The organism is Amorphus sp. 3PC139-8 (assembly GCF_040750475.1).
In the GTDB taxonomy this organism is placed as follows: domain Bacteria; phylum Pseudomonadota; class Alphaproteobacteria; order Rhizobiales; family Amorphaceae; genus Amorphus.
On sequence record NZ_JABJVY010000013.1, the window covers coordinates 124,221 to 140,141 of the forward strand.

At 62.0% G+C, this 15,921-nt stretch carries 18 protein-coding genes and 1 pseudogene; all 19 read left to right on the plus strand.

Annotated elements, in window-relative coordinates; translation table 11 throughout:
- Positions 1-138 precede the first annotated feature (138 nt).
- Positions 139-1,041: a LysR family transcriptional regulator gene (locus tag HNS03_RS13970; protein ID WP_367196117.1), complete on the plus strand. Its 903-nt coding sequence runs from the start codon at positions 139-141 to the stop codon at positions 1,039-1,041.
- A gap of 830 nt (positions 1,042-1,871) precedes the next feature.
- Positions 1,872-2,174: an urease subunit gamma gene (locus HNS03_RS13975; protein ID WP_367196118.1), complete on the plus strand. Its 303-nt coding sequence runs from the start codon at positions 1,872-1,874 to the stop codon at positions 2,172-2,174.
- Positions 2,175-2,197: 23 nt separating this feature from the next.
- The gene (locus HNS03_RS13980) at positions 2,198-2,608 is read left to right on the plus strand and encodes an urease subunit beta (protein ID WP_367196119.1); all 411 of its coding nucleotides are present in this window, start codon (positions 2,198-2,200) and stop codon (positions 2,606-2,608) included.
- A gap of 36 nt (positions 2,609-2,644) precedes the next feature.
- A complete protein-coding gene (locus HNS03_RS13985; RefSeq protein WP_367196120.1) occupies positions 2,645-4,363 on the plus strand; it encodes an urease subunit alpha in 1,719 nt (572 codons plus the stop codon).
- Positions 4,364-4,422: 59 nt separating this feature from the next.
- Positions 4,423-4,806, plus strand: a complete 384-nt coding sequence (locus HNS03_RS13990) for a CrcB family protein (protein WP_367196121.1) — start codon at positions 4,423-4,425, stop codon at positions 4,804-4,806.
- A gap of 9 nt (positions 4,807-4,815) precedes the next feature.
- Entirely contained in the window at positions 4,816-5,202 is a 387-nt protein-coding gene (gene crcB / locus HNS03_RS13995) for a fluoride efflux transporter CrcB (protein ID WP_367196122.1), read from the plus strand.
- A gap of 27 nt (positions 5,203-5,229) precedes the next feature.
- Positions 5,230-5,850, plus strand: coding sequence for an urease accessory protein UreE (ureE, locus tag HNS03_RS14000; protein ID WP_367196134.1), 621 nt, complete (start codon positions 5,230-5,232; stop codon positions 5,848-5,850).
- 8 nt (positions 5,851-5,858) lie between these two features.
- The gene (locus tag HNS03_RS14005; RefSeq protein ID WP_367196123.1) at positions 5,859-6,581 is read left to right on the plus strand and encodes an urease accessory protein UreF; all 723 of its coding nucleotides are present in this window, start codon (positions 5,859-5,861) and stop codon (positions 6,579-6,581) included.
- 26 nt (positions 6,582-6,607) lie between these two features.
- Complete coding sequence (ureG, locus tag HNS03_RS14010; protein ID WP_367196124.1) at positions 6,608-7,246, plus strand: urease accessory protein UreG; 639 nt, start codon at positions 6,608-6,610, stop codon at positions 7,244-7,246.
- 17 nt (positions 7,247-7,263) lie between these two features.
- On the plus strand, positions 7,264-8,199 hold the full coding sequence (locus tag HNS03_RS14015) for an urease accessory protein UreD (protein ID WP_367196125.1): 936 nt from the start codon (positions 7,264-7,266) through the stop codon (positions 8,197-8,199).
- 23 nt (positions 8,200-8,222) lie between these two features.
- Complete coding sequence (gene yut / locus HNS03_RS14020; RefSeq protein WP_367196126.1) at positions 8,223-9,209, plus strand: urea transporter; 987 nt, start codon at positions 8,223-8,225, stop codon at positions 9,207-9,209.
- 96 nt (positions 9,210-9,305) lie between these two features.
- A complete protein-coding gene (locus tag HNS03_RS14025; protein ID WP_367196127.1) occupies positions 9,306-10,547 on the plus strand; it encodes an ammonium transporter in 1,242 nt (413 codons plus the stop codon).
- Between the two features lie 92 nt (positions 10,548-10,639).
- Positions 10,640-12,031 carry an SLC13 family permease gene (locus HNS03_RS14030; RefSeq protein WP_367196128.1) on the plus strand — a complete coding sequence of 464 codons (1,392 nt, stop codon included), beginning with the start codon at positions 10,640-10,642 and terminating at the stop codon, positions 12,029-12,031.
- A gap of 129 nt (positions 12,032-12,160) precedes the next feature.
- Positions 12,161-12,946 carry a DUF4198 domain-containing protein gene (locus HNS03_RS14035; protein ID WP_367196129.1) on the plus strand — a complete coding sequence of 262 codons (786 nt, stop codon included), beginning with the start codon at positions 12,161-12,163 and terminating at the stop codon, positions 12,944-12,946.
- Between the two features lie 6 nt (positions 12,947-12,952).
- Entirely contained in the window at positions 12,953-13,567 is a 615-nt protein-coding gene (gene cbiM / locus HNS03_RS14040) for a cobalt transporter CbiM (protein WP_367196130.1), read from the plus strand.
- Positions 13,564-14,127: a cobalamin biosynthesis protein CbiL gene (locus tag HNS03_RS14045; RefSeq protein WP_367196131.1), complete on the plus strand. Its 564-nt coding sequence runs from the start codon at positions 13,564-13,566 to the stop codon at positions 14,125-14,127. Before cbiM ends, HNS03_RS14045 begins: the two co-directional genes overlap by 4 nt.
- The gene (cbiQ, locus tag HNS03_RS14050; RefSeq protein WP_367196132.1) at positions 14,124-14,837 is read left to right on the plus strand and encodes a cobalt ECF transporter T component CbiQ; all 714 of its coding nucleotides are present in this window, start codon (positions 14,124-14,126) and stop codon (positions 14,835-14,837) included. The genes HNS03_RS14045 and cbiQ overlap by 4 nt, the downstream gene beginning before the upstream one ends.
- The gene (locus tag HNS03_RS14055) at positions 14,834-15,571 is read left to right on the plus strand and encodes an energy-coupling factor ABC transporter ATP-binding protein (protein WP_367196133.1); all 738 of its coding nucleotides are present in this window, start codon (positions 14,834-14,836) and stop codon (positions 15,569-15,571) included. The genes cbiQ and HNS03_RS14055 overlap by 4 nt, the downstream gene beginning before the upstream one ends.
- A 60-nt stretch (positions 15,572-15,631) precedes the next feature.
- Positions 15,632-15,921 (plus strand): annotated as a pseudogene (locus HNS03_RS14060) (hypothetical protein); the annotation flags it as partial.

Consider the following 15,921-nt stretch of genomic DNA (forward strand, 5'->3'; position numbering starts at 1 on the left):
ATCACTCTTCGCCGGCTACTTCGACGTGTGCTCGCGTTAATAGTCAACAAGGTCTCAGGCCATTTAGGAAAGGTGCATGTCTGCTCCGCCAATCATGCGCGTTGACTGAAAGCCGAATCCTTTTCATTTTTTGCGGCCATGGCCATCACCTTTCGACAGCTCGAACACTTTCTCGCTCTCTCGGAAGAGCTTCATTTCGGCAATGCGGCGCGAAAGCTGAACATTTCGCAACCCCCGCTTTCCGCGAGCCTGAAACAGCTTGAAGATCATCTCGGCTTTCCGCTGATGATCCGGAGCAACCGGTCGGTGCGCCTGACGGCCGCTGGTGTCGTTTTCGCTCGCCATGCGGCGCGGTTGCTGAGCCAGCTCAAGCAGGCGGAGGTGATCGCGGCACAGACCGCGAAAGGTGCCACCGGGCGGCTCAGCGTGGGGTCCGTCCCGTCGATGCTGTTTCTCGATCTGCCCGCCATTTTGCGGCAGTTCAAAGATGCCCACCCTCAGGTCGAGCTCGTACTGCATGAGCTCAATACGGCGCCTCAGCTTGAGCGTGTTGTCAAACATGAGCTGGACGTTGGGTTCATTCACGACGTGCCCCGACCAGACGTGGTGGAGGAATGTCTCATCGAAACCCAGCGGCTGGTTTGCTGCTTGCCCAGGGAGCACCGGCTTGCCGGTCGCAGCCAGATCTCTTTGGATCAGTTGGCCGGCGAGAATTTTCTCGTCTTCGCCCGTGAATATGCCGAAGCAAACTTCGATCGCATTTCCAAAATTCTTGAGGAACATGGGCTAAAGCCCTATACTGACTATCAGCTTCGCAACTGGTTCACCGTTGTCGCGCTGGTGGGGCAGGAACTCGGGGTCGCCATCGTGCCGGCCATCTTGGCGCGGATGAATCTCGGCAATGTCGTTTACGTGGACTTTCAGGGCGAGAACACCGAGCATAGTATCTCGATGATTTGGCATCGGGAGAGTGGAAACGAAGTGGTGCGCGAATTCATCCGTTTCGTGAAAAATTCGGAAATTGGATATGCGTCGGCCTAAGCGCTCACTCCGCATTTTATAGTTTGAAAATCTGGCTTACTCCTGCACCACATGCCTTTCTAAAACGGGCGCTTCGGCAACCTGTTTGAGCGGCGGTCTGACATAAGAACCGCCAGGATTCAAAAGGCCCTGGCGGGCCTGAGCCCAAGATCCGCCTCCTTTTTGCGGACTCCGTAAGGCGAACAACCCACCCCCTTTTGGCGCTTTCTGACGGCGAACCGGCGTCTACTCGGCCTGGAAACGCTCTCGTGTACCGGCCCGCTGGCGCTTTCGAGCGCCGGCGAAAACGTGCGTCCGCCTTTTCTCCCAATGCTCGAGGTCTGACGATCTTCACGTCGATAGGGAGATCAATATGGCGCAATACGAAATTCGTATTTGAGTATAGATCGGCGCTCGCTTTAGATGGCGCAAATAGTCGATTGGAAATTCGCTCAAATATTTGGCTTTTTCCAAGAAAATGGCTGCCTTGTGAGATTGGCTTCGACAATGTGGTTTGCGTTCGTCTTCCGTTTCTATCGATGGAAGACGGATTTACACGCTTAGGTTGCTTTTGGCTGTTTGGGGGCACCTCTCGGTCATTTCCAGCGATTGCGTTGTCCCGCTTTCCGGCAAGCGAGCGGCGGACATTGATCGGAAGGATCCTCTCGTAGGGATGCCTTCTGTGGAACGATCGAAAGCTCCCTTCTTCGTTGAAGGGAAGGTGAGTGCGCCTCTCTTTTTGAGAGATTGAACGGCGACCGCAAAAAGTCCTGTAAAGGACGCGTCTTTCGGCAGTTTTTGTAGACAAAATTGGCGTGACTTCGATGTTGTTGCCCTGGTGAGGAGAAAAGATGCACTTTACGCCGAGAGAAGTCGATAAGTTAATGATCTATACGCTCGCGCAGGTCGCCCAGCAGCGCAAAGATCAGGGCTTGAAGCTCAATCATCCTGAGACCGTATCTCTTATCTCCGTTGCAGCCTTGAACGGCGCCCGGGCGGGGAAGACCGTCGAAGAAGTGATGGAGATCGCCCGCAAGGAAATCACGCGCGACGACGTCATGGACGGAGTCGTCGAGATGATTCCGTACGTACAAGTCGAAGCAGTGTTCACGGACGGCAGTCGCCTCGTCACGATTCACGATCCTATTCAGTAAATGTGGGCCGGGAGGGCTTCAAGATGGCTGAAGTAACGACAAAGGCGCCGGTTGGAGGCTTGGTCCTCGCCGACGGCGACATCGAAATCAACGCCGGTTATCCGACGACAGTTCTGAAGGTCCGCAATACGGGCGACCGGCCGGTCCAGGTCGGCTCGCATTTCCACTTCTTCGAAGTGAACTCCGCCTTGGAATTCGACCGAGAACAGGCCTTTGGGAAACGCTTGAACATCCCGGCCACCACTGCTTTGCGCTTCGAACCGGGCGACGAGAAAGAAGTCACGCTGGTTCCCTATCAGGGCAAGCAGCGGGTCCTCGGCTTCAACGGTCTCGTCGATGGCTGGGTTGGCGACGAGAACTACGACAGTTCCCGCCCCCGGCTGACCGACGCGATGGAGCGTGTTCAGCGATACGGCTTCAAGAGCAAGGCCTAATCGCCCGACGTCGATCCGGTTTGAAAGGACTACGAAATGGCAACGATTTCCAGGCGGCAGTATTCGGATCTGTTCGGGCCTACCACCGGCGATAAGATCCGTCTCGGGGACACCGATCTTTACATCGAAATCGAGAAGGACCTGCGGGTATACGGCGAGGAAGCCGTGTATGGCGGCGGCAAGACGCTGCGCGATGGGATGGGCTTCGACAACGAGCTGACCAACGCGGCTGGCGCCCCGGATCTGGTTATCACCAACGTGACCATCGTCGATCCCATCCAGGGCGTCGTCAAGGCTGACGTGGGGGTGAAGGACGGCCTGATCTGCGGCATCGGCAAGGCCGGCAATCCGTCCACCATGTCCGGCGTGACGCCGGCGCTGGCGCTCGGCCCGGGAACCGACGCCATTTCAGGCGAACACCTCATCCTGACCGCCGGCGGCATCGACGCCCACGTGCACTTCATCTCGCCGCAGCAGGCGGACGCGGCCCTGAGCAACGGCGTGACGACGCTCTTCGGCGGCGGCATTGGCCCGACCGACGGGACCAACGGCACCACGATCACGCCGGGTACGTGGAATGTCGAGATGATGCTGCGCTCCTTCGACGGGTGGCCGGTCAATGCGGGCGTCCTCGGCAAGGGCAACTGTTCCGGTTCCGCGCCACTGAAGGAGCAAGTCCACGCCGGCGCGATGGGCCTCAAGATCCATGAGGACTGGGGAAGCACGCCGAGCGCGATCCGAGCCGCGCTGACGGTTGCGGACGAGTACGACGTGCAGGTCTGCATCCACACCGACACGCTGAACGAGGCGGGCTTCGTGGAGAACACGATCGCCGCCTTCGAAGGTCGGACCATCCATACTTACCACACGGAAGGCGCCGGCGGCGGCCATGCCCCCGACATCATCCGCGTGGCGGGTCTGTCGAACGTGATCCCGAGCTCGACCAACCCGACGCTGCCCTACGGCGTCAACTCCCAGGCCGAGCTGTTCGACATGACGATGATCTGTCACAACCTCAGCCCGAAGATCCCGACCGATGTGGCCTTTGCCGAAAGCCGTGTCCGGGCCGAGACGATCGCGGCCGAGAACGTGCTGCACGACATGGGCGCGATCTCGATCCTGTCGAGCGACAGCCAGGCGATGGGCCGGGTCGGCGAGAACTGGATGCGCACGATCCAGACCGCGCACCTGATGAAGGAGCGCCGCGGCGCCTATTCTGGCGACACCTCGGGTAACGACAACGAGCGCGTGCTGCGCTTCGTTTCCAAGGTGACGATCAATCCGGCGATCGCCCAGGGCGTGAACAGCGTTATCGGCTCGATCGAGGTCGGCAAGATGGCCGATCTGGTGCTTTGGGAGCCGGCCTTCTTCGGTGCGAAGCCGAAGCTGGTGATCAAGGGCGGCATGGTGTCCTGGGCACTGATGGGCGATCCCAATGCCTCGCTGCCGACGCCGCAGCCGGTAAGCTATCGTCCGATGTTCGGGGCAATGGGCTCGACGCTGCCGAAAACGCGGGTGACCTTCACCTCCAACGCCGCCTTCGAGGACGGGATCGTGGATCGCTACGATCTGAAGTCCCAGGTGGTGCCGGTCTACGGGACACGCACGATCAGCAAGGGCTCGATGGTTCGCAACGCCAGCCAGCCCACCATCGAGGTCAATCCCGAGACCTTCGCCGTGACGGTGGATGGGGTGCACGCAACCGTCGAACCGGCGGTGAACGTGCCGCTGACGCAGCTTCACTTCTTTAGCTGACGCAAGGGCTTCGGCTGCGGAGGGGCTACCTTCCGCAGCCGGGCCGCGGATCCGATGCCATGGGCGCCATCGATATCATGTGGATCTGCCTGGGCGGAGGCATCGGATCGCTGGCGCGCTGGCAGGTCGGAGCGCTCGTCGATGCGCATGTCGGGATGCGGTTCCGGCTCGGCACCTATGTCGCCAACGTCTCCGGCGCGTTCGTGATCGCCTACCTGTCGACGGCGTTCATGATCGGCTGGCAGCACCGGTATGGAGACATGATGTCCTCCTTCCTGCTCACTGGCCTGCTCGGTGGTTACACCACCTTCAGTTCGATGCAGCTCGACACCGTGCAGATGTCGGAAGAAGGGCGGCACGCCCTCGCGCTGTTTTACATCGTTTCCTCGATCGCGAGCGGCTTATTGGCGGCTGCGGCCGGGGTCGCGCTGGCTTCGATTTAGGGTGATCGGATGTGGTCGAAGATCATCCTGGTTTTTCTGGGTGGCGGCATGGGAGCCGTCGTCCGCGAATTCATCATTCTTCTTATTCCGCAGGCGCGCGGCGATTTCCCGACGGACATCTTCGTCGCCAACGTGGGGGCATCGTTCATTCTCGGGCTGACCTTCGGGAACCGGCGACTGAACCAGGTGTCGGACGAGTTCGTCCTTCTGGTGGGAACCGGGGTCATGGGCGGCATGTCGACATTCTCGACCTACGTTTACGGCGCCTACTCCGAGATGATGATGCCCGGCCACCTGTTGGTGGCCTCGCTCTATGTCGTGGCGAGCGCCGTCGTTGGCTATCTCGCGACCTGGCTGGGCCTCGCAGCGGCGAAGACACGGCGCCGCGCGGCATGAGTTTTCAAGCATTCGTTGGAGATCGACATGATCCTCGTTGAAGAGAAGCTCGGCAATCTGCACGACTCGGTCTGGCAGGAGCGTGCCCAGGCGGCGACGATCGATCCGCTCGTTATCGAGCAGTGGGAAGCGCCGAAGAACCGTCTGCGCAAGGCCAGCGAGGGCGGCGTCGAGCTCGCGATTTCGCTGCCCCGCGATCAGCACCTGCATGACGGCGATGTCCTTTACCACGATGCGCAGACGAACGTGATCGTCGTGGCGCGCGTGGCGTTGAAGGAGGTGCTGGTCATCGAGCTGGAGGGGTTGGACGAGCTGGCGCCGGTGGAGATTCTGCGCATCGCCTTTGAGCTCGGCCATGGGCTCGGCAACCAGCACTGGCCGGCCGTCATCAAGGGTTCGACGGTCTACGTTCCGCTCTCGGTCGATCAGAAAGTCATGGCCTCGGTCATGCGCACGCATGCCTTCGAGCATGTGAAGACCCGTTTTGCGCCGGGCGAGGAAATCGCCGCGAAGTTGGATGCCCGGGAGGTGCGGATGCTGTTCGCCGGCGCCGACGCCACGCCGCATCACCACCATCCCGACACGCACGAGCACGGGCATGGGCACCATCACCATGGCGCCCACGGGCCCGACCACTCACACGCATAGGGCGCGGGATGGGCCAGGACACTTCGCCCTTGGGGACGGCGACGGCCGGCATGGTGCGGCTCGGGCGCCTGCTGCAGTTTTCCGACTCGACGCTTCCCGTTGGGGCCTTCGCCTTTTCCAACGGATTGGAGTCGGCCATCCAGACCGGCGTGGTCGCGGATGCGGACAGCCTCGCGGACTATGTCGATCTCGTCGTGAGACAGGCGGCGCGCATGGACGGCATCGCCTTCCTCCATGCCTATCGGGCCGCTCGCCGCGACGACTACGAGGCCGTCGTCCAGGCCGATCGCGAGCTGTGGTGCCGCCGGGTGGGCGAGGAGCAGCAGCTCATGCTGTCGCGCATGGGCCGGAAACTCGCCGAGCTGGCGCTGAAGATCGATGCATTTCCTCAGCTTGATCGCTGGCTCGGAGATATCCGGTCAGGGGCGACGCCGGGCTGCTTCCCGATCGGTCAGGCGCTAGCCTTCGCGCACATGGGGGCGGAGGAGACCGAAGCCTTCGTCGCGCATCAATATGGCGTGGCCGCCATGATCCTCAGCGCGGCGGTGCGGCTGATGCGGATCGACCATCTCGCCACCCAGCGCATCCTGTTCGCGACCCAGTCGCGGGTGGAAGCGGATTATCTCGAGATTTGTGCGGCCGGGCTCGACGAGATGGCCGTCTTCGCACCGGTCTTCGATGTTCTCGTCGCGCATCACAGCAAAACACATCTCCGCTTGTTCATGAACTGAACTTCGGCTGTGGGAAAGGACCCGCAATGAAGAAGATTACGCGCATCGGTATCGGTGGCCCTGTTGGCTCCGGAAAGACGGCGGTCATCGAAACGATCACGCCGAGGCTGATCGAAATGGGGATCAAGCCGCTTATCATCACCAACGACGTGGTGACGACGGAAGACGCCAAGCAGGTGCGACGGACGCTGAATGGCGTCCTTGTGGAGGAAAAGATCGTCGGCGTGGAGACCGGCGCATGTCCGCACACCGCCGTGCGGGAAGACCCTTCCATGAACATCGCCGCCGTCGAGGAGCTGGAGGAGAAATATCCCGACAGCGACGTGATCCTGATCGAGTCCGGCGGGGACAACCTCACGCTCACCTTCAGCCCGGCGCTGGCGGATTTCTACATCTACGTCATCGACGTGGCCGCCGGCGACAAGATCCCGCGCAAGAACGGGGCGGGCGTGTGCCAGTCCGACATCCTGGTGATCAACAAGACCGATCTCGCCCCTTATGTCGGCGCCAGCCTCGAGGTGATGGACCGCGATTCCAAGCTGATGCGGGGCAAGAAGCCGTTCGTCTTCACCAACTGCAAGACGGGTGAGGGGATCGACACCTTGATCGATCTCATCATGGACATGGCTCTCTTCGACGTCACGCCCGTCGCAGCGGCGAAGTAAGACGGCCACGCGACACCATGAGCCTGCACGAGCGCCTCCGCCGGATCGACACGTTTTCGGAGCTGAGTGGTTTCCAGAGCGAGCCGCCGCAAATGCGTGCGGCCGGCCCAGGAAAGATCGGCGAGCTGAGGCTGGGGTTTACCCTGAAGCGCGGCCGCTCTGTGCTCTCCGATCTTTATCGCGTCGCCCCGTTGCTGGTTCAGCAGGCGCTTTACTGGGACGAGGCGATGCCGGAGCTGCCGATCTGTTCGATCATCTCGGTCGGCGGCGGCATTCTGCAGGGCGATCGCTATACGATCGACATCACCGTCGGCGAGGGGGCCTGCGCACACGTCACGTCTCAAGGGGCGAACCGCATCCATCAGATGGATGCCAACTACGCGTCCCAACATCAGACGGTCGTCCTGGAGGCCGGGTCATACCTGGAATATCTGCCGGACTTCACCATTCCCTACCGGGACTCCCGCTTCATCAGCGATACCGATCTCGTCGTGCATGACAGCGCTACGCTACTCTACGGCGAAATGACCATGTGCGGGCGCAAGCATCATCAGGCGAACGAGCGCTTCGGATTCGACCTTCTGCTGACGATGGTCAATGCCCGCCGTCCGGATGGGCAAAAATTGTTTTCCGAAAGACTTCTCATCGAAAAGAACAACGAGACGCTCGACTATGCCGCGGTCATGCGCGGCTACGACGTCTTCGCGAATATTGTGTGCATTACGCCACCCGAGATCGCCCAGAAGATCTGGGAGCGGATGGAGATCCACTTCGGAGACGATCGTCCGCGCGCGATCTCCGGCGTTTCGAGGCTGCCGAATGGTGCCGGCCTGATGCTGCGCGCGGTCGGTGTCGAGAGCTACGACGTGCGCGCTGAGGTTCGGCGGTTCTGGAAAATCGTTCGCGAGGAAGCGCGCGGGCACACGCTGCCGGCGGAATTTTTGTGGCGCTGAGCAGAAAAGAGGGGGTGTTGATCATGACCGAGAAAAGAAAAGATATCCTGACACAGTGCCTGCGCGGTGCTGGTCAAGTGTTCTTCATGGAAAACGCCTTGACCGGCGCGCTGTTTCTCGTCGCGATCGCCTATGCGAGCTACGCGGGCGAAAACTGGACGACGACGATCGGGGCCGTGATCGGCCTGGTCGTGGCAACCCTTACCGCCCGCTTTCTAGAGTGCGACGAGGAGTCCGTTACGTCCGGACTGTTCGGCTTCAACGGCGTTCTGGTCGGGATCGCGATCCCCACCTTTATCAGCGCTTCACCGGAACTCTGGTTCTATATCGTCATCGGCTCCGCCATGAGTACGGTCGTTACGGCGGCCCTCGGCGCCATGATCACCAAGAGCTGGGGCATTCCCGGTTCGACCGGACCGTTCGTGCTGACGGGCTGGCTGCTTGTTGCCGGCGCCTACACGTTCGGCGCGTTGGAAGTGTCCGGAGACCGGCCCGAACTGGTTTCGGACTATGTCCAGGGTGTCGCGACGATCCCGTCCAATCTGGAGCTTGTGCAGATCTTCTTCCGGAATATTGGCCAGGTTTTCCTTCTCGGCAACGAGATTTCGGGCGCCATTATTCTTGTCGGGATCTTCATCGCCTCACGACCCGCGGGAGTAGCGGCCGCGCTGGGGTCGGTGATCGCGATGGCGACGGCTATCGTCCTGCGTGCCGATCCGCACTCGGTGATCCAGGGTCTCTATGGCTTCAGCGCCGTTTTGACGGCCATGGCGGTCGGGGTGGTGTTCCTCAAGACTTCGGCGAAGGTCGTTGTCTATGCGTTGTTGGCGACGATCGTCACGGTGTTCCTGCAAGGGTCCTACGACGTGCTGACCTCTCCGCTCGGGCTGCCGTCTTTCACCGCGCCCTACGTGGTGACGATGTATCTCTTCATCGCGCCGAAGAAGTTGTTGGCGCCGCATCCCCACAGAGCTGTCGAAAATCATCTCGTGACGGAAAGCACAAGCTGACCGGCGCGCAAGCCAATCCACGCGGGCGCGGGCCGACGACCCGGAACGTCTAGATCGCGCTCGCTCGAATATCGATCGAACTCAAAAGGAAAGACAATGCACGGGATCAATGCGGGCGATACAGCCTTTGTCCTGATGTGTACGGCGTTGGTTTGCATGATGACGCCGGCACTTGCGCTGTTTTATGGCGGGCTGGTCAAGCAGCGCGATGTCTTGTCCATCATGATCCAGAATTTCGTCTGTATCGGCATCGTCAGTCTTATCTGGGTCTTCGGTGGCTTCAGCCTTGCGTTCGGTCCATCGATCAACGGTATTATTGGCGACATCCGCCCCTTCTTCGGAATGTACCACGTTGGGATAGAGCCAAATCCCACCTATGCGCCCAACATTCCGTTTATGATGGTGTTCGCCTACCAGATGATGTTCGCCATCATCACGCCGGCGCTGATGACGGGTGCGTTCGTCGGACGCTTCAAGTTTGGGGCCTACCTTTTCTTCGTCGCGTTTTGGACCATTCTCATTTACTTGCCGGCCGCGCACTGGGTCTGGGGCGGCGGCTTCCTCGCCAAGCTCGGCGTCGTCGATTTCGCGGGCGGCATCGTAATCCACACGTCGGCCGGATTTTCCGCGCTCGCCGCCGCCCGCTTCCTCGGAAAGCGCAAGGTCGCGGTCGGGGACCCGGAGAGCCAGCCTGCAAGCCTGCCGTTGGTGGCGCTGGGGGCGGGGCTGCTCTGGTTCGGATGGTTCGGCTTCAATGCCGGCGGCGCCTATGCCGCGGACGCGCTGGCCGTCTATGCCTTCACCAACACCATGCTCGCCGGTGCGGTGGCCATGCTGGTGTGGATGGCCTGGGAATGGCTTGAAACGAGACGAGCCTCGTTCTCCGGCGTTCTCGTCGGCGCGGTCACCGGCCTTGCGACCATTACGCCGGCCGCCGGTTACGTGGAGCCTATCGCTGCCCTGTTGATCGGCGCGATCGGCGCGACGGTCTGCTTCAATGCGAAATATGTCCAGAAGTGGCTCAAGGTCGACGACACGCTTGAAGTCTGGCGCGCCCACGGCGTGGGTGGCATGACCGGTGCGATCCTGATCGGTGTGGCGGCGAGTTCGCACATCAATGCGGTGTCGGCGAGCACGCATCAGCTTCTGGTTCAAATTCTCGCTGTGGTCGTTGTCGCGGTCTATTCCTGGATCGTCACCATGATCATCTTAAAGGTTTTGGCAGCATTCGGACACTTGCGCGTCTCCGATGATCTTCAGGAAGAAGGTCTGGATGAAAAGATGTATGGAGAGCGTGCCTTCAATCTTTGGAACATGAAGAACGACATCAATAAATAGAGGTCTTTCTTTCGCTCAGGCGTGCTGGTTCCGGGTCGAGGTGGTCCGGAACCAGTATTTCTTTGGGTGGCGGGCGAGCGGCAGGAAACACTGTGGATATCAGTGTCATCATCTTCCTCCTGGTCTATCTGGCGCTGGCGCTGGGTTATCTGCCGGGCTTCCGGGTCGATCGCACCGGTGCGGCGGTGGCCGGCGCGCTCGCCATGATCGGTTTTCGCCAGATCACGGACGAGGGGGCCTGGGCGGCCATCGACTACCACACGATCGGCCTGCTCTTCGGCCTGATGATCGTGTCGGGAGCCTTCACCGTGTCGGGCTTCTACTCCGCGGTTGCCGAAAAGATCGCCTCGCTGCGCGTGTCGCCGCCCGTCTTGCTGGCATTTCTGGTGGCGGCGAGCGGAGGATTGTCCGCTGTCTTGACCAACGATGTCGTCGTGGTCGCCATGACGCCGTTGTTGGTGACGATCACCATGTCACGCGGCTTGAATCCGACGCCGTTTCTTCTTGGCTTTTGCTTCGCAAGCAATACCGGGTCGGTCGCGACCATCATCGGTAGCCCGCAAAACATGATTGCCGCGCAGACGCTTGGCCTGTCGTTCCTCGGGTTCATGAAGGTCGCGTTCGTCCCGGCGTTGATTTCCTTGCCGCTCGTGTGGGGGATGGTTTCGCTGCTTTATCGGCGCAGGTGGACCTTGCAGGCCTCCGCGGCGGGTGAAGCCGCTCGCGTCGACGTGCCGCGAAGCCCGCGACATGATCTTGGGGAAACGGCAAAGGCCGGCATCGTCACGATCGCCGTCATCGCCGCCTTCGTCTTTTCCGACTGGCCGCGAGAGATGATCGCGTTGTCGGCGGCCGCAATCATCCTGGTCAGCCGCCGGGTCTCCTCCAAAGAGGTGCTGGGGACTGTCGATGGCAACCTGCTTCTGCTTCTGGCGGGGCTTTTCGTCGTCAACGCGACGCTCGCCCAGGCCGGGTTGCCGCAGAAGGTGATCCATGACCTGCAGTCGTCGGGGCTCGACCTCACCGATCCGTCGATTTTGTTTCTGGTCTCATCGGTGTTGAGCAACGTCGTCGGCAACAACCCGGCGGTGATGCTGCTGGCGCCATTTCTTCCGCACACCGGAAATGTCGACGCGCTCGGCGCGGCGCTCGCCCTCGGAACCGGCTTTTCCAGCAACCTGATCATCTTCGGAAGTCTTGCCGGCATCATCGTGGTGGAGCAGGCGGCAGGTCGCGGCATCAAGATTGGAATGCGCGAATTCTGTCGTGCCGGCATTCCGGTTTCGGTCCTGTGCATGGTGCTGGCACTTGGCTGGATCGCGTTTCTGACAATGAGCGCGCCGGGTCTTTCCGACAACGATCAAGGGCGGAAGCCGGCCAGCCTTGGCGTTTTGCAGGACGCCGCGGCGAGGGTGGACGAACCGCATCGCGTGCCTGTGGCCGATTTGCGGACGGCCCAGCAATGGATCGGGAGCCCCATGTGACCGTGCTTATCAAAGCCTCGGTGCACGCGGCGATGTGAGGGCCGAAGCCAATCGGCAGACAAGGGAAAGGTTTCAACCGCGCTGTATTCCGAAAACTGTCGGAAGCGGCACAACACCCAAGAGGATAAAATGCGATTTACATCTTCATCGGTCGCTGGCTCGCTTGCAGGCTTGATCGGTATCGTCGCTCTGGCGACGCCGGCCATGGCGCATTTCCAAGAGCTCATCCCGTCCCGGGACGTGCTGCCGGAAGGCGGTGAGGTCACCGTGGATATGGTCTTTACCCATCCCTTCGATGGCGGGCCGGTGATGACCATGAAGAAGCCGGCGCGGCTCGGGGTCTATTCCGGCGGCGAGGTCGTCGATCTTCTGCCGAAGATCACTGAGACATCGCAGGAAGGCGTCACGGCTTGGAGCGTTACGGACACGCTCGTCGAGCCCGGCGCGTCGATCTTCTTCGTGGAGCCGCAGCCTTACTGGGAGCCGGCGGAAGGAAAGTTCATCGTTCACTACACCAAGACCGTCGTCGACAGCTACGCCTCGGGTGAGGGGTGGGACGACCTGGTCGGACTTCCGGTGGAGATCCAGCCGCTGACCCGGCCGACGGGCGTGTGGGCCGGCAACGTCTTCTCCGGTGTGGTGCTCAAGTCCGGCGAGCCGGTTCCGTTCGCCGAGATCGAGGTGGAGTTCATCAACGATGGATCCGTTGAGGCGCCGAACGATGCCTTCGTCACGCAGGTCATCAAAGCGGATGCCAACGGCACCTTCACCTACGCCATGCCGCGCGCCGGCTGGTGGGGCTTTGCCGCCCTGCTCGAAGGCGACGAGGCGATGACGTCCCCGGAGGGCGAGCAGGTTCCGGTGGAACTCGGCGCGCTGATGTGGGTGAAGGCGACCACCATGGGAGAGGAATGACCCGACGTGGCTCACATTCCTGACGGCATCCTGTCGGCTCCGGTTCTCGTTGGCGGTGCGGTCGTTGCCGCGGCCGGCCTGGCCTTTGGCCTGCGCCGGCTCGACGACAGGGCGATCCCCAAGGTCGCGATCCTGTCCGCCGCCTTCTTCGCCGGATCGCTGATCGCGGTGCCCGTCGGGCCGTCGAGCGTCCATCTTCTGTTTGCGGGGTTGATGGGCATCATGCTCGGCCCCGCAACCTTCCTGGCCGTGGCGATCGCGTTGTTGCTTCAGGCGCTGCTGTTCGGTTTCGGCGGGCTGACGACGCTGGGCGTCAACATGGTCAACATCGCTCTCCCCGGCGTGCTGTTGGCGGCGGTGCTTGGCCCCGCGATCCGCTCGACGAAGTCGGCCGGAGTCCGCCTCGCGCTGGCCGGTCTCGTCGGCGGGCTGTCCGTTTTGGGCACCGGTGGCCTCGTGGCGCTGTCGATCTGGCTCTCTTCGCCGGACTATACGCCGGTGGCTGCAGTGCTTTTGGCGACCTACGTGCCGCTCGCCATCGGGGAGGCCTTCGTGACGGCGACGGTGGTGACGTTCCTCGCCCGCATCCAACCCGATGCCTTGAGGTGGGCGCAAACATGATCCGGCGGCTCGTTATCGGCTTGGCGGTGGTTCTGGCTTTGACCGCACCTGCCGCCGCGCACAAGCTTAAGGTCTTCGCGGCCGTGAAGGGCGAGGCCGTGATGGGTTATGCCTTCTTCATCGGGGGAGGGCGGGCGAAAAAGACACCCTGGGTGGCCAAGGACGGCGAGGGTGCCGTGATCGCCGAAGGCAAGACGGACGAGGAGGGGAACTTCCGGTTCGTCCCGCCACCGTCGCTTGCGTCCGCCATCACCATAACGGTCGATACCCAGGAAGGGCATATCGCGTCCGCCACGCTCGCCGCGTCGCGCTTCGGGGCGGTTCCTGCTGCGGCGTCGGATGCACCCGCTGACGTATCCGCGACCGACGACGCGTCGGAGGCGGGAAAAGAGGACATCGCCGCGTTGGTCGATGCGGCCGTTCAGCGCCAGGTCGAGCCGTTGCTGGAACGGATCGAGGAGATGGACGCTCGGTTGCGCTTCGCCGATATCCTGTCGGGGATCTTTCTGATCATCGGCTTGGCGGGAATGGCGCTTTGGGCGCGGGGGCGCTTGCGATGATCCTGCCGAAGGACGAGCGGTTGCGCCTGGTCGCCGCCTTTGTGCTGGTGGCGGCGCTTTCCCAGGTCGAGGATATCCGGACGGCCGCGCTCGCATTGGGGGTGGCCTGCCTCGTTGCGCTGATCGAGCGAACGAACAGGCGTTTGTGGCGGCGCCTGCTCCATGTGGAAGGCTTTGTGCTTCTGTTGTTTCTGTCGCTGCCTTTCAGCGTGGCCGGTACGCCGCTTTTCTCCGTCGGTCCGCTGACGGCGACAGTTGAAGGCGCGATCCGCGCGGGACTGGTCGCCTGCAAGGTCTCGGCCTCGGTGCTGATCGTGATGACGCTCCTCGGACCGATCGAGCCCACGCGGATCGGGGCCGCGATGCAGGCCCTGCGCGTGCCGGACACCATCGTCCGGCTGTTCGTCACGACGGTGCGCTATCTGTCGATCCTTCGCGAGGAGGCGCTTCGCCTGCACGAATCCATGCGGGCGCGGGCGTTCTCGCCCCGATCGAACCGCCATACCTGGCGCAGCTACGGCTATCTGATCGGCATGTTGCTGGTCAGGGCGCTCGAACGCGGCAAGCGGGTCGAGGAGGCGATGCTGTGCCGGGGCTTCAGCGGACGTTTTCTGCACACGGCACTGCCAGCGCCGGCCGTCGGTGACTGGATCGGCTTCTCCCTGCTCGCGGCCTTGTCGGTCGTCATGTTGATATCGGGGTGGCCATGACCGCGCTTCTGAGCCTCGGCGATCTGACCGTGAGCCGCAATGGCGTGCCGGTTCTCCGGAAGGCCTCCCTGGCGCTTCACCAGGGCGAGCGTTTGGCGATCGTCGGGCCCAACGGGGCTGGCAAGACCACGCTTTTGCGAACGATCGTCGGCTTGGAGCGTGCGGAGGCAGGCACTGTTTGCCTGTTCGGCGACGTGTGCAGCGAGGAAAAGCATTTCCGTGCTTTGCGCCCCCGCATCGGCTTCCTGTTCCAGGAGAGCGACGATCAGCTCTTCTCGCCGACCGTGATCGAAGACGTCGCGTTCGGTCCGCTCAACATCGGCTGTAGCGAGGACGAAGCCCGATCCCGAGCAACGGAGGCGCTCGCCAAGCTCGGGATCGCCCACTTGGCCGATCGGTTCAGTCACCGGCTGTCGGGCGGGGAAAAGCGGCTGGCGTGTCTGGCCGGCCTGTTCGCCATGCGCCCGGACGTGCTGCTTCTCGACGAGCCGACGAACGGGGTGGACGCGGTCAACGGCCGGACCTTGTTCTGCGCCCTTCGGGACTTCGAAGGGGCGATCCTACTGGTTTCCCACGACAGCGCATTCGTCGCCGAATTGGCGAGCCGGGCGATGCTTCTGGAAGACGGACGGCTGCAAGACGCGGAGATCCACTCCCATGCGCATGTCCACACGCACGCTCACGTCCACGCGCGCAACGGTGACGTTTCGAAGCGGTCCGATCCGGACACGTGAATATTCCAATCCCGCTGAGTCTCAATATCGGGCTGCGGCGGTTCTCCGGAGGTCAGAATAATGGGCGTTTATGTTCCGAGCTATCGACGCGACGATGGTTGCGGCGCCGAGGTCCCGTCCTTTCAACTGGGGGCAAGCATGTCTTTTCATTCGAAGACGTTTCTCGCGCGGCAGACGAATTGTTCAGTATTGCATGAGCATCTTCATGGGGGCGGGCATGCCTGCGGCTGCGGCGGGCCGGCCGCGCTGGCCGTCAGCGAGAAGGTGACGGCCGATTTCTCCCGCCGCGCCCTGCTGGTCGGGGCGGCGGCGGCCTCGGTCGCGCCCTTTCTCGGCCTGAAGGCGGACAA